The following is a 13,341-nucleotide window of genomic DNA, read 5'->3' as shown; positions in this document are numbered from 1 at the left end:
TGGTTTCTCTCTTAATTCAACTCGCGGACGTCAGCAAAGCGACCCGTCACCGCGGCAGCCGCAGCCATTGCCGGGCTGACCAGATGGGTGCGGCCTGCGCGCCCCTGACGGCCTTCAAAGTTACGGTTACTGGTTGAGGCGCAACGCTCGCCGGGGTTCAGGCGGTCATTGTTCATCGCCAGACACATGGAGCAGCCCGGTAAGCGCCACTCAAAGCCTGCTTCGATGAACACTTTATCCAGCCCTTCCAGCTCTGCCATGGTTTTTACCGGGCCGGAGCCGGGTACAACGATAGCCTGTACGCCAGCGGCGACTTTGCGCCCTTTGGCGATTTCTGCCGCAGCACGCAAATCTTCAATGCGCGAGTTGGTGCAGGAACCAATGAAAACCTTATCGATCTTCACGTCGGTCAGTTTGATGCCGGGTTGCAGATCCATATAAGCCAATGCTTTGGCGGCAGAGGCGCGCTCTACCGGATCGCTGAAGGAATCTGGGTTAGGGATTTCCTGATTGACGGCGATAACCTGACCGGGGTTGGTGCCCCAGGTGACCTGCGGTGCGATCTGAGCAGCGTCCAGCGTGACAACCGTATCGAACTGCGCATCATCATCCGATTTCAGCGTGTTCCAGTAGGCAACGGCAGCGTCCCAGTTGGCGTCTTTCGGCGCAAACTGACGGCCTTTCAGGTAGTTGAAGGTAGTTTCATCCGGCGCGACCAGCCCGGCTTTCGCCCCCATCTCTATCGCCATGTTGCACAGCGTCATACGACCTTCCATGCTCAGTGCACGAATAGCGGTGCCGCAGAATTCAACCACGTGACCGGTGCCGCCTGCGCTACCGGTTTTACCGATGATCGCCAGCACAATGTCTTTTGCGGTGATGCCGTGTGGCGTATCGCCGGTGACTTCAATCTTCATGGTTTTGGCGCGACCCTGCTTCAGGGTTTGTGTCGCCAGCACATGTTCCACTTCCGACGTACCGATGCCGAAAGCCAGTGAACCAAATGCGCCGTGCGTTGCCGTGTGCGAATCACCGCAGACAATGGTCATGCCCGGCAGCGTCATTCCTTGCTCAGGCCCAATAACGTGAACGATGCCCTGATACGGGTGGTTCAGGTCATACAGCTGAACGCCGAATTCCGCACAGTTTTTGATCAGCTCCTGCATCTGAATGCGGGCCATCTCGCCACTGGCGTTGATGTCTTTGGTCTGCGTGGACACGTTGTGGTCCATCGTCGCGAAAGTTTTCCCCGGTTGACGAACCTTGCGGCCCATCGCGCGCAGGCCGTCGAACGCCTGCGGGGAAGTCACTTCGTGTACCAGATGTCTGTCGATATACAGCAGCGGCGTTTCGTTTGGCGCTTCATGAACCACGTGCGCTTCGAACAATTTTTGATATAACGTCTTACCCATGGTTATGCCCCTTGCGCCACAAAACGCGCAATCACGTCGCCCATTTCATTGGTACCGATCGCGTTGCTGGTACTTGCCAGATCGGCGGTACGGTAACCTTCAGCCAGTGCGGTATTGACCGCTTTTTCGATCGCGTCTGCGACATCATCCGCACCCAGGCTGTAGCGCAGCAGCAGCGCCAGCGACAGAATCTGCGCAATCGGGTTGGCAATGTCTTTACCTGCGATATCCGGCGCGGAGCCGCCAGCAGGCTCGTACAGGCCAAAGCCTTGCTCGTTCAGGCTTGCGGAAGGCAGCATGCCCATTGAACCGGTGATCATGGCGCACTCGTCGGACAGAATGTCACCGAACAGGTTAGAACACAGCATCACGTCAAACTGAGACGGATCTTTAATTAACTGCATCGTCGCGTTATCAATATACAGATGAGACAGCTTCACATCTGGATAGGCTTTGGCGACTTCATTAACGATTTCGCGCCACATAATCGAACTTTGCAGCACGTTGGCTTTATCAATAGAGGTCACGATGCTGCGACGTTTGCGAGCGGATTCAAACGCGATGTGCGCGATACGCTCAATCTCGAAACGGTGATACACCTCGGTATCGAAAGCACGCTCATACTGACCGCTACCTTCACGCCCTTTTGGCTGGCCGAAGTAGATGCCGCCCGTCAGTTCGCGGACGCACAGAATATCAAAGCCTTTCGCGGCGATGTCGCTACGCAGTGGGCAAAACGCTTCCAGCCCCTGATACAAGCGAGCAGGGCGCAGGTTGCTGAACAGTTTGAAGTGTTTACGCAAAGGCAACAACGCACCGCGCTCCGGCTGCTCTGCCGGTGGCAGGTGTTCCCATTTCGGGCCGCCCACGGAACCGAACAGAATTGCATCGGCCTGCTCACAGCCCGCAATGGTTGCCTGCGGCAGCGGTGTGCCCTGACGGTCAATGGCGATACCGCCAACGTCATATTCGCTGGTGGTAATGCGGATGCCAAAACGCTGACGTACCGCATCCAGTACTTTATGGGCCTGCGCCATTACTTCCGGGCCAATGCCGTCTCCGGGTAAAACGGCGATATGGTAGCTCTTTGTCATCACACTGTTTCCTGACTGTTTTGTTGTTTGCTATCGTTTTGTTGTTGGCTATTGTGCTGCTGCAGACGTTGAATTTCTTTTTCTACCTGCTGAGCACGTTTGATGTTGTTTAATACATTTACCATTGCCTGTGCGGAAGATTCAACGATATCCGTCGCCAGACCGACGCCGTGGAAACGGCGGCCCTGATAATCTGCAACGATATCAACCTGACCCAGCGCATCACGACCCTGACCTTTGGCAGTCAGTTGGTATTTAACCAGTGAAATCTGATAACCGGTAATGCGGTTGATTGCCTGATAAACGGCATCGACCGGGCCATTCCCCGTCGCGGCTTCTGACTGGGTCTCTTCGCCGCAGATCAGTTTGACGGAGGCGGTTGCCATCACACTGGAGCCGGACTGAACGCTGAAATAATCCAGATGGTAGAACTCAGGCTCTTCCTGCTGACGGTTGATAAAGGCCAGCGCTTCCAGATCGTAATCAAAGACCTGACCTTTCTTATCTGCCAGTTTCAGGAAGGCGGAGTACAGATCGTCCAGATTGTAATCGCTGTCCTGATAGCCCATTTCTTCCATGCGGTGTTTCACCGCGGCGCGACCGGAACGGGAAGTCAGGTTCAACTGCACTTCTTTCAGGCCAATGGATTCCGGCGTCATGATTTCGTAGTTTTCACGGTTCTTCAGCACGCCATCCTGGTGAATACCGGAAGAGTGAGCGAAGGCGTTGGCACCTACCACCGCTTTGTTAGCAGGGATAGGCATATTACAAATCTGGCTGACCAACTGGCTGGTGCGGTAGATTTCCTGATGATTGATATTGGTGTGGACATTCAGGATGTTATGGCGGGTTTTGATCGCCATGATGACTTCTTCCAGTGAACAGTTACCCGCACGTTCGCCGATACCGTTCAATGTGCCTTCTACCTGACGAGCCCCGGCGTGCACCGCCGCCATAGCGTTGCCGACGGCCAAACCCAGATCGTCGTGGGTGTGAACAGAAATAATGGCTTTATCGATATTAGGAACGCGTTGGTACAAAGAGGAGATGATGTTGCCGAACTCATGCGGCATGGTATAGCCGACGGTATCCGGGATATTGATAGTGCGGGCGCCGGCGTTGATGGCAGCCTCAACCACGCGACACAGATCCGGGATTGGCGTACGGCCTGCATCTTCGCATGAGAATTCGACATCGTCTGTATAGTTACGCGCGCGTTTGATCATGTAGATGGCGCGTTCGATCACCTCGTCCAGCGTGCTGCGCAGCTTGGTCGCGATGTGCATCGGTGAGGTTGCGATAAACGTATGAATACGGAAGGCGTCTGCGACACGCAGCGCTTCTGCGGCGACATCGATGTCCTTTTCGACACAGCGGGTCAGGCCGCACACACGACTGTTTTTGATGTTGCGGGCGATGGTCTGAACGGATTCAAAGTCGCCGGGAGAGGAAACTGGAAAGCCCACTTCCATAACATCAACGCCCATACGTTCCAGGGCGAAAGCAATTTGCAGCTTTTCTTTTACACTCAGACTCGCCTGTAAAGCCTGCTCACCATCGCGTAATGTGGTATCAAAAATAATGACTTGCTCGCTCATCGGTTTAGTTCCTTGTCGTGTCTACTTGTACTTGGCGCTCGGCGAGTAAAAAAAAACCCGCGCATCAGCGCGGGTTTTTTGTATCGTGTGGCGAGAAACTTAGTTCTGAATTCTGCCCACAAACCTACCGCGCAAGAAGGATGCGTTTAGTAGTAGGCTTAGTAGGACAGTAAAGTTGAACATGGTGTCTCGTCATCTAAAATTCGGTGTTGCTTTATTGGTACGCGATTATCAGGGATATGTCAACTTTTGATTGGTGTGATGCGCGTCAAGTAAACCAGCGATAGCCAGCGGCGAATGCACGAAAGAACGTTGCGGTTTTGAACAATGGCGGTAGACTGCACGCCAAATAATGTACAGCTGTACGCTGAAACGCTGTCGACTTCACTTCCCTTATAAATTCTTTTACAGATGACTAATCATTTACAGCCATATCATGTGGTGCACCGGGTTCAAGATCGGATCAATCAGTGTGCGGGTCGTATTGCGCTGCGCGAGTGGACGCCTGCGGGCGAACAACAGCTCACCTGGACACAGGCCGGACAGCGTATTCGGCGGATTGCCAGCGCGCTCCTGGCGCTGAGAGTCGACGTTCAGGAACGAGTTGCGATTTTCTCTCATAACTCGATGAATTGGTCGCTGGCCGACCTGGCGCTGCTGCACCTGCGTGCGATCAGCGTGCCAATCTATGCCACTAATACGGCGGCACAGGCGGCGTTTATCATCAATGATGCCGATATCCGTACGATATTCGTTGGTGGTCAGGAGCAGTTGGATGCGTTGCTGTCGTTACGCGAGAGCTGCCCGCAACTGCGAAATATTATCGTGATGGATGACGGCGTTAACCTGCGCGGTAGCGACATTGCGCAATCTCTACAGGAATTTGAAGCGCAGGCCGTAGACGATTTCTGGCGTGACGAATGGCAAGCGCGCATCGACAGTCGCGACCTCAACGATCTGTTTACGCTGATTTATACCTCTGGCACCACCGGTGAACCGAAAGGCGTCATGCTGGATTACACCAACATGGCGATGCAACTTAAGTTGCACGACGATCGCCTGGATATGTCGGAAAACGATGTATCACTTTGTTTCTTACCGCTTTCTCATGTATTTGAACGCGCGTGGAGCTTTGTCATTATGCATCGTGGCGCCCAGAACGTGTATCTCAACAACACGAATCTGGTTCGTGATGCGATGCAGGCGGTCAAACCTACCGTGATGTGCGCTGTACCGCGTTTTTATGAGAAAGTTTACAGCGCAATTCATGAAAAAGTGGCGCAGGCTCCCTGGTATCGTCAGCGGCTATTCAACTGGGCGGTGACGCAGGGGCGGCACGTCTTTCTGGCGAATCAGGCTGCAAAAAAGGCGGGGTTCTTCCGCCGCGTTATGCATCGCTATGCCGACCGTCTGGTGTTAGGGAAACTGCGCCAGCTTCTGGGAGGAGAAATTCGCTTTATGCCCGCAGCGGGCGCGCGACTGGATGACAACATCATTCTGTTTTTCCGCGCGATCGGGATTCGCATCATTTACGGTTACGGCATGACCGAAACCTGTGCTACGGTTTCCTGCTGGGAAGAGAGCCGTTTCCGCTTAGGCTCTATCGGTACGCCGCTGCCGGGTATTGAAGTTCGTATTGGTGAGGAAAACGAGATTCAGGTACGCGGTGCGACCATCATGCGGGGTTATTTCCATCGCCCGCAGGAAACCGCAGAAACCTTTACTGAGGACGGCTGGTTGAGAACTGGCGATGCGGGAGAGCTGGATGCCAACGGTAACCTGTTTATTACCGAACGCTTGAAGGATCTGATGAAAACGTCGGGCGGTAAATATATTGCCCCACAGCATCTGGAAGGGACGCTGGGACAGGATCGTTTCATCGAGCAGGTGGCGATTATCGCGGATACGCGCAAGTACGTGTCTGCGCTGATTGTTCCCTGTTTCGAAGCACTGGAAGAATACGCTCACTCCATCAATCTGAAGTACCACGATCGGCTGGAATTGCTGCGTCACAGCCATATTATTGAGCTGTTCGAGCAGCGCCTGCGGGAGATGCAGAAGGAACTTTCTCGGGTTGAGCAGGTGAAGAAATTCACGCTGTTGCCTATACCATTTTCGATGGAGGAAGGGGAGCTGACGCCAACGCTCAAGCTACGCAGGAAGATTATCAACCAGCGTTACCAGTTGGAAATTGATGCGATGTACGCAGAATCCTGATGGTGTTGGAGGCCGGATAACCCGTTTCCTGAAAAGAAAAGGGATTTTTCGGCCTCAAGATTTCGCTCTGTAATTCATGGCCTTCATGGACGATCTCTCAGGTCTGACGGTTCCCTGTCAGTATTTTATCTCAGTTCTTTTTTCCCTCACGTTCAATTTCCCCTGGTCCTGATTAAGGGCGGTGGTTTTTTGCCGTTTGTCTGCGTCATAATCTGGCGTTATGTTAATGGGTTATTAGTCACCCCTATAATATTTCGTCTTCTTGTACTAAAAATTAACAGTATTAACACTTAACTTTATTAACTTAAGGTGAGCGCGGGGATTTCCCCCGGTCAATACAGAAGCGGATTCCGCTTTCTGAACAAAAGAGGCAAACCCATGGAGATGTTGTCAGGCGCCGAAATGGTGGTCCGATCGTTGATCGATCAGGGCGTAAAACATGTGTTCGGTTATCCGGGCGGTGCGGTGCTGGATATTTATGATGCCCTGCATACGGTCGGCGGGATCGAGCATATTTTGGTGCGGCATGAGCAAGGTGCGGTACATATGGCCGATGGCTATGCGCGTGCGACGGGCGAGGTCGGCGTTGTGCTGGTCACGTCCGGCCCTGGTGCGACCAACGCCATTACCGGTATCGCCACGGCGTATATGGACTCCATTCCTATGGTGGTGTTGTCCGGTCAGGTTGCGACTTCGCTGATTGGTTATGATTCCTTTCAGGAATGCGACACGGTTGGGATTTCCCGCCCTATCGTGAAACACAGCTTTTTGGTCAAAAAGACCGAAGATGTCCCAACGATCCTGAAAAAAGCGTTTTATCTGGCGTCCAGCGGGCGTCCGGGCCCGGTCGTCGTCGATTTGCCGAAAGACATCATGAATCCGGCAAATAAGCTGCCGTACGTCTATCCTGAAAGCGTCAGCATGCGTTCCTATAATCCGACGGTTCAGGGGCACAAAGGCCAGATTCGTCGTGCGCTGCAAACGCTGCTAGCGGCAAAAAAACCGATTATCTACAGCGGCGGCGGCGTGATTAACGCGGAGTGTCACGAAGAGCTGCTGACGCTGGCGGAAAAACTTAACCTGCCAGTGACCACTTCTCTGATGGGACTCGGTGGTTTTCCCGGCACACACCGTCAGTGCCTCGGTATGCTGGGGATGCACGGGACGTATGAAGCCAATACGGCGATGCATAACGCCGATGTGATTTTCGCCGTGGGGGTGCGTTTCGACGACCGTACGACGAACAATCTGGCAAAGTATTGCCCGAATGCGACCGTACTGCACATTGATGTCGATCCCGCGTCGATTTCCAAAACGGTCAACGCCGATATCCCTATCGTTGGCGACGCTAAACAGGTGTTAACCCTGATGCTAGAGCTGCTGGAACAGGATGGCGCGCCGCAACAGTTCGATGCGCTACGCGACTGGTGGCAGGGCATTGAGCAGTGGCGTGCCCGTCACTGCCTGAAATACAGTACCGAAGGCGAGAAAATCAAACCGCAGGCGGTGATTGAAACGCTGCATCGTCTGACTGAAGGCAAAGCCTATGTGGCATCAGACGTTGGTCAGCACCAAATGTTCGCCGCGCTGTATTATCCGTTCGATTTACCGCGTCGCTGGGTGAACTCCGGCGGATTGGGCACGATGGGCTTTGGCCTGCCTGCGGCATTGGGTATCAAGCTCGCGCTGCCAGAAGAGACCGTGATTTGCGTAACGGGCGACGGCAGTATTCAGATGAATATTCAGGAGCTTTCTACGGCACTGCAATATGATTTGCCCGTTGTGGTCATCAACCTGAACAACCGCTTCCTCGGTATGGTGAAGCAGTGGCAGGACATGATTTACTCTGGCCGTCATTCCAGCTCTTACATGGAATCGCTACCGGATTTCGTCAAGCTGGCTGAAGCATACGGCCACATCGGGATTTCTATCGATACGCCGGACGAACTGGAAAGTAAGCTGTCGCAGGCGCTGGCGCAGAAAGATCGTCTGGTGTTTGTTGATATCAACATCGACAGCAGCGAGCATGTTTACCCCATGCAGATTCGCGGTGGGGCGATGGATGAAATGTGGTTGAGCAAAACGGAGAGGACCTGATCATGCGGCGGATTTTGTCAGTATTACTTGAGAATGAATCAGGTGCCTTGTCACGTGTCGTCGGCCTGTTTTCACAGCGCGGTTACAACATCGAAAGCCTGACGGTAGCCCCAACCGAAGATCCTACGCTGTCCCGTATGACGATTCAGACGGTAGGTGATGAGAAAGTGCTGGAGCAGATCGAAAAGCAACTGCACAAGCTGGTGGATGTTCTGCGCGTCAGTGAACTGGGACAAGGTGCTCACGTTGAGCGTGAAATCATGCTGGTGAAGCTGCAAGCCACAGGATATGGCCGCGAAGAAGTGAAACGCTGCGCCGATATTTTCCGCGGTCAGATTGTTGATGTGACTGCCTCGCTTTACACCGTACAGCTTGCCGGCACCAGCGATAAACTGGATGCCTTCCTCAGCGCCGTGCGTGAAGTGGCCGAAATTGTTGAAGTAGCACGTTCTGGGATCGTCGGCGTATCACGCGGCGATAAAATCATGCGTTAATCGACTTTTCGCTGCTTTTTCCTTTCAGAGGCTCGATAATAGTATCGGGCCTTTTTATTTCCCTTATCTTATATAGGCGCAATATATTTCAGGTTAAAAGACGTCCATTATTGATATGACAGCTTGAAATATGCGGGTAACGTGATAAAAGCAGTTGCCGTACAAAAGCTTCTGCTGTTAGATCTACGCCATATCCATGATGATTTTATGGTCATCACACTATTTATTATTTATCCGGCCTATTTATTTTCCGGCCTACTAAGGGGTTACCGTGAAACTGGATGAAATCGCGCGTCTTGCGGGTGTTTCACGCACGACAGCCAGCTATGTTATTAACGGGAAAGCAAAACAATATCGCGTGAGCGATAAGACCGTTGAGAAAGTTATGGCTGTCGTCAGGGAGCACAATTATCATCCCAACGCCGTCGCGGCTGGATTACGTGCTGGACGCACACGTTCAATTGGTTTGGTTATTCCCGATCTGGAAAATACCAGCTATACACGCATCGCCAATTATCTGGAGCGTCAGGCCAGACAGCGCGGATACCAGTTATTAATTGCGTGTTCAGAAGATCAGCCGGACAACGAGATGCGCTGTATTGAGCATCTGTTACAGCGTCAGGTTGACGCTATTATCGTTTCTACCGCATTACCCCCCGAGCATCCGTTTTATCAGCGCTGGATAAACGGCAACCTGCCGATTATTGCGTTGGACAGAGCGTTAGATCGCGAGCACTTTACCAGCGTGGTTGGAGCCGATCTTGAAGATGCCGAAATGCTGGCGCAGGAATTACGCAAAGTGCCTGCGAAATCGGTACTGTATCTTGGCGCTTTGCCTGAGCTTTCTGTTAGCTTTTTGCGCGAGCAAGGGTTCCGTCAGGCGTGGGCGGGCGATCCGCGTGAAGTCAATTATCTTTATTCCAATAGTTATGAGCGCGTAGCCGCCGCTGCTGCGTTTATGGATTATCTGAAAAATAACCCGATGCCTGAAGCGCTGTTCACGACGTCATTTCCGTTATTGCAGGGAGTGATGGACGTTAACCTGAAGATTAACGGACGTTTGCCGAATAATCTGGCTATCGCGACCTTTGGGGATAATGAACTGTTGGATTATCTGGAATGCCCGGTATTGTCTGTCGCTCAGCGCCATCGTGAAGTCGCGGAACGCGTACTGGAGCTGGTGTTGGCCAGTCTGGATGAGCCGAAAAGACCGAAGCCCGGTTTGAATCGTATCCGGCGTAACCTGTACCGTCGTGGCTCATTAAGCCGCGTATAATCTCTCTGCCTTCCTGCGCCATAGATGACTATGGCGCTTCTTCTTGACGACTCGCTACTGCTCAATCTCAATTCACAACCCACTCTTACTTCGCTTTTATGGCAATGCCACGCGGAATAGCCGACGGCAATATTCCAGGAAATAACCGTATATCACGCCTGTCACCATCGATATCACCAGATTACTGGTAACGGCCGTCAGGATTTGCGCGGGATTCGCCCCGATAGACCAGAGAATGATGGCGTAAACCGGGGATTGGAAACTGACATAGGCAAACAGATCGCCAAGGCTGCGTACCAGAAAATGCTCACCACCGTGACGTCTGGCTATATTCAACACGCGATCGCGATACAGCCCGTACGGCCAGGCAATCGCAATATTAACGGGGATAGACAGTAAACGTGAAGACAGAGATTGCTCGAAGCTCATCCCTGAAAGCATGATTTCTATCGCCATCCCAGTAATGAAACAATAGACAACGAGCGCAAAGGTATCTGCGGTGGCGCTTCGCAATCGTGACGTCGGGGAAAACATACCGTGTTGCTCCATTCTTAGGGCGGATAAACTGATGTAATGGTTTTGTATGGTTTTTTGTCATGACTTATTTTATTTGTGTAGTTTACATCACTGACTTATTGGCTTTGTACTAGGTAAAAATATTTATTTGTGCGCATTTTTTATACTTTCCCGCTACTTTATATCTATCCGATAAGTTTCCCGTTTTTTTATCGCGGTAAGAGATTTAAAATTTTTTAGAAACAATATGTTATGGTTTTTTAGGGCAAGGTGTTTCCGCGAGGGGGTAATGGTATTAAAGGAAGTGAGTAAATGACCGATAAAAGAGGGCTGCTTATGGCATCCACTCATGCTTCTCTTGGGAGGATAAATGAGACACGTTGTGTGACCCCACTTTCTGAGCCAGCATGGCCGTTCAGGGAATCGTTAGTTGCGGGTTTGGCGGAGCATTAAGTCAGGTAAATCGGCTGATTCATCAAGAATCGATGAGGCTGATGTTAAAAATGTGACATTGAGCAACTGTCAGCTGCGCGGTATGATTCTGCGCGCGCATGCAGCCCTTGGTATTCAAGGTATTCTGGGTGAGTAAGACAATTCTGAAAACGGTTGTCTTTGGTATCAGCGTATGACAGTAAAAATAATCGAGATGCCGTAGTGAATAGCGATATGTTTGTAATGTTCCCATTCTGTTATGAATTTTTCTCAAATTATCATGACGTTAATCTTCGTTAATTTTGACTCCTTATTCCTTTTACCTCTATGCCGGCTCCAATTCATTCAGGAATAATCCCAAAGCGCGCCAGCTCTGGCTTGACAAGGTTTTCATACCCTCCGTACACTCTTAAAGGTGGGAATTTGTGGGGTAAAGTGGTGAAAAAGGTGATGAAGGGGTAACTCAGGTATGTTTCGTGGGGCTACGCTGGTTAACCTCGACAGTAAAGGGCGCCTTGCTGTGCCTACCCGATATCGGGAAATGCTGAACGGGGAATCGCAAGGTCAAATGGTTTGCACCATTGATCTGCATCAGCCATGCCTGCTGCTTTATCCCTTACCTGAATGGGAAATTATTGAACAAAAGCTGTCTCGCTTATCGAGCATGAACCCCGCTGAACGCCGCGTTCAGCGCTTGTTATTAGGGCATGCCAGCGAGTGCCAAATGGATAGTGCAGGGCGTTTGTTGATTGCGAATACGTTAAGGCAGCATGCGGACCTTAAAAAAGAAGTGATGCTAGTCGGGCAGTTCAACAAGTTTGAACTGTGGGATGAACAGACTTGGTATCAACAGGTCAGGGATGATATTGACGCTGAACAATCGACTCAGGAACCCTTATCTGATCGGTTGCAGGACCTATCGCTATAGTCATGCTGGAAAATTATAAACATACCACCGTCCTGTTGGATGAGGCCGTAAATGGTCTGAACATTCGCAGTGGCGGCATATACATCGACGGCACATTTGGCCGTGGTGGTCATTCTCGTCTGATTCTCTCCCAACTGGGGCCGGAAGGACACCTGTTAGCTATCGATCGCGATCCTCAAGCTATTGAAGCTGCTAAAGCGATTGACGATCCTCGTTTCTCTATTATTCACGGGCCGTTTTCCGCCATCGCGGAGTATGTTGCGGAGCTTGGTCTGACCGGGCAGATCGATGGTGTTCTGCTCGATCTTGGCGTTTCTTCTCCTCAGCTTGATGACCCTGAACGTGGGTTCTCATTTATGCGCGATGGCCCGCTGGATATGCGTATGGATCCGACGCGCGGCTTGTCCGCTGCCGAATGGCTGATGAAAGCGGAAGCGGACGACATTGTCTGGGTTTTGAAAACGTTCGGCGAAGAGCGTTTTGCCAAGCGCATTGCCCGCGCGATTGTAGAACGTAACCGCACTGAGCCGATGACGCGGACAAAAGAGCTGGCCGAATTGATTGCGGCTGCCAGCCCGGTGAGAGAAAAACATAAGCACCCGGCGACGCGCAGCTTTCAGGCGATCCGCATTTATATCAACAGCGAGCTGGAAGAGATCGAGCGTGCGTTAGAAGGTGCGTTAAGCGTACTGGCTCCGCAGGGACGTCTGTCAGTCATTAGCTTCCACTCATTAGAAGATCGAATTGTGAAACGGTTTATTCGCCACCAGAGTCGTGGGCCACAGGTGCCTGCTGGCTTACCGTTAACAGAAGAGCAACTGCGTAGTCAGGGCGGGCAGACGTTAAAAGCCGTCGGAAAGAAATTGATGCCTTCGGAAGCAGAAATTGCAGAAAACCCGCGCGCGCGCAGTTCTGTGCTGCGGTTCGCTGAGAGATTGCCTGCATGATCGGTAACGAGCGGCACACTCTGGTTGGCGTCATCGGTGAGGATCTGCTGCGTAATGCAAAGCTCCCGATGCTGCTGATGATTGCCGTACTGGTTTCTGCCGTTTTTGTGGTGACAACAGCACACAAGACGCGTTTGCTGACAGCAGAACGCGAGCAGCTTCTACTGGAGCGTGATGCGTTGGATATCGAATGGCGAAATCTGATCCTGGAAGAGAACTCACTTGGGGATCATAGCCGCGTTGAGCGGATCGCGACGGAAAAACTGCAAATGGGGCATGTCGATCCGTCACAGGAAAATATTGTGGTTAAGCAATGAACTAAATAGGCAA

General features: G+C 51.9%; 12 protein-coding genes. 7 read left to right on the top strand and 5 right to left on the bottom strand.

Annotated features, from left to right (window positions below):
* Positions 1 to 11 precede the first annotated feature (11 nt).
* The 4 genes from leuC to leuL form a co-directional block, all read right to left on the bottom strand.
* Positions 12 to 1,412, bottom strand: coding sequence for a 3-isopropylmalate dehydratase large subunit (gene leuC / locus LCF41_RS18350; RefSeq protein WP_225085795.1), 1,401 nt, complete (start codon positions 1,410 to 1,412; stop codon positions 12 to 14).
* 2 nt (positions 1,413 to 1,414) lie between these two features.
* The gene (gene leuB, locus LCF41_RS18345; RefSeq protein ID WP_225085794.1) at positions 1,415 to 2,506 is read right to left on the bottom strand and encodes a 3-isopropylmalate dehydrogenase; all 1,092 of its coding nucleotides are present in this window, start codon (positions 2,504 to 2,506) and stop codon (positions 1,415 to 1,417) included.
* On the bottom strand, positions 2,506 to 4,104 hold the full coding sequence (gene leuA, locus LCF41_RS18340; protein WP_225085793.1) for a 2-isopropylmalate synthase: 1,599 nt from the start codon (positions 4,102 to 4,104) through the stop codon (positions 2,506 to 2,508). Before leuA ends, leuB begins: the two co-directional genes overlap by 1 nt.
* Before the next feature lie 99 nt (positions 4,105 to 4,203).
* On the bottom strand, positions 4,204 to 4,287 hold the full coding sequence (leuL, locus tag LCF41_RS22460; RefSeq protein WP_225088222.1) for a leu operon leader peptide: 84 nt from the start codon (positions 4,285 to 4,287) through the stop codon (positions 4,204 to 4,206).
* A 228-nt stretch (positions 4,288 to 4,515) separates the two neighbouring features.
* Between leuL and LCF41_RS18330 the strand changes: the two genes are divergently transcribed.
* The 4 genes from LCF41_RS18330 (at position 4,516) to cra (ending at position 10,188) form a co-directional block, all read left to right on the top strand.
* Complete coding sequence (locus tag LCF41_RS18330; protein ID WP_225085792.1) at positions 4,516 to 6,321, top strand: AMP-dependent synthetase/ligase; 1,806 nt, start codon at positions 4,516 to 4,518, stop codon at positions 6,319 to 6,321.
* A 378-nt stretch (positions 6,322 to 6,699) separates the two neighbouring features.
* Positions 6,700 to 8,418, top strand: a complete 1,719-nt coding sequence (ilvI, locus tag LCF41_RS18325; RefSeq protein WP_225085791.1) for an acetolactate synthase 3 large subunit — start codon at positions 6,700 to 6,702, stop codon at positions 8,416 to 8,418.
* A gap of 2 nt (positions 8,419 to 8,420) precedes the next feature.
* The gene (gene ilvN, locus LCF41_RS18320) at positions 8,421 to 8,912 is read left to right on the top strand and encodes an acetolactate synthase small subunit (protein WP_005975253.1); all 492 of its coding nucleotides are present in this window, start codon (positions 8,421 to 8,423) and stop codon (positions 8,910 to 8,912) included.
* 271 nt (positions 8,913 to 9,183) lie between these two features.
* Entirely contained in the window at positions 9,184 to 10,188 is a 1,005-nt protein-coding gene (cra, locus tag LCF41_RS18315) for a catabolite repressor/activator (RefSeq protein ID WP_180778507.1), read from the top strand.
* A gap of 96 nt (positions 10,189 to 10,284) precedes the next feature.
* On the opposite strand, the gene LCF41_RS18310 is transcribed toward cra, so the two are convergent.
* Positions 10,285 to 10,722, bottom strand: coding sequence for an L-alanine exporter AlaE (locus LCF41_RS18310; protein ID WP_225085790.1), 438 nt, complete (start codon positions 10,720 to 10,722; stop codon positions 10,285 to 10,287).
* Between the two features lie 883 nt (positions 10,723 to 11,605).
* On the opposite strand from LCF41_RS18310, the gene mraZ reads away from it, so the two are divergent.
* The 3 genes from mraZ to ftsL are packed head-to-tail and all read left to right on the top strand — an operon-like array spanning position 11,606 to position 13,328.
* Positions 11,606 to 12,064, top strand: a complete 459-nt coding sequence (mraZ, locus tag LCF41_RS18305) for a division/cell wall cluster transcriptional repressor MraZ (protein WP_015841733.1) — start codon at positions 11,606 to 11,608, stop codon at positions 12,062 to 12,064.
* A gap of 2 nt (positions 12,065 to 12,066) precedes the next feature.
* Positions 12,067 to 13,011 (top strand): 16S rRNA (cytosine(1402)-N(4))-methyltransferase RsmH, encoded by a 945-nt coding sequence (rsmH, locus tag LCF41_RS18300; protein WP_225085789.1) that lies wholly within the window; start codon positions 12,067 to 12,069, stop codon positions 13,009 to 13,011.
* On the top strand, positions 13,008 to 13,328 hold the full coding sequence (ftsL, locus tag LCF41_RS18295; RefSeq protein ID WP_180741529.1) for a cell division protein FtsL: 321 nt from the start codon (positions 13,008 to 13,010) through the stop codon (positions 13,326 to 13,328). Before rsmH ends, ftsL begins: the two co-directional genes overlap by 4 nt.
* Positions 13,329 to 13,341: the final 13 nt, after the last annotated feature.

Origin of the sequence: Pectobacterium colocasium (genome assembly GCF_020181655.1) — a bacterium.
GTDB lineage: Bacteria > Pseudomonadota > Gammaproteobacteria > Enterobacterales > Enterobacteriaceae > Pectobacterium > Pectobacterium colocasium.
This window is presented reverse-complemented; position numbering and strand designations above follow the sequence as displayed.

Excerpts from the sequence above, each read along its gene's own strand:
- LCF41_RS18310 (WP_225085790.1), bottom strand. The coding sequence starts at position 10,722 with ATGTTTTCCCCGACGTCACGATTGCGAAGCGCCACCGCAGATACCTTT.
- ilvI (WP_225085791.1), top strand. The coding sequence starts at position 6,700 with ATGGAGATGTTGTCAGGCGCCGAAATGGTGGTCCGATCGTTGATCGAT.
- LCF41_RS18330 (WP_225085792.1), top strand. The coding sequence starts at position 4,516 with ATGACTAATCATTTACAGCCATATCATGTGGTGCACCGGGTTCAAGAT.
- leuA (WP_225085793.1), bottom strand. The coding sequence starts at position 4,104 with ATGAGCGAGCAAGTCATTATTTTTGATACCACATTACGCGATGGTGAG.
- leuC (WP_225085795.1), bottom strand. The coding sequence starts at position 1,412 with ATGGGTAAGACGTTATATCAAAAATTGTTCGAAGCGCACGTGGTTCAT.
- rsmH (WP_225085789.1), top strand. The coding sequence starts at position 12,067 with ATGCTGGAAAATTATAAACATACCACCGTCCTGTTGGATGAGGCCGTA.
- ilvN (WP_005975253.1), top strand. The coding sequence starts at position 8,421 with ATGCGGCGGATTTTGTCAGTATTACTTGAGAATGAATCAGGTGCCTTG.
- leuB (WP_225085794.1), bottom strand. The coding sequence starts at position 2,506 with ATGACAAAGAGCTACCATATCGCCGTTTTACCCGGAGACGGCATTGGC.
- mraZ (WP_015841733.1), top strand. The coding sequence starts at position 11,606 with ATGTTTCGTGGGGCTACGCTGGTTAACCTCGACAGTAAAGGGCGCCTT.
- ftsL (WP_180741529.1), top strand. The coding sequence starts at position 13,008 with ATGATCGGTAACGAGCGGCACACTCTGGTTGGCGTCATCGGTGAGGAT.
- leuL (WP_225088222.1), bottom strand. The coding sequence starts at position 4,287 with ATGTTCAACTTTACTGTCCTACTAAGCCTACTACTAAACGCATCCTTC.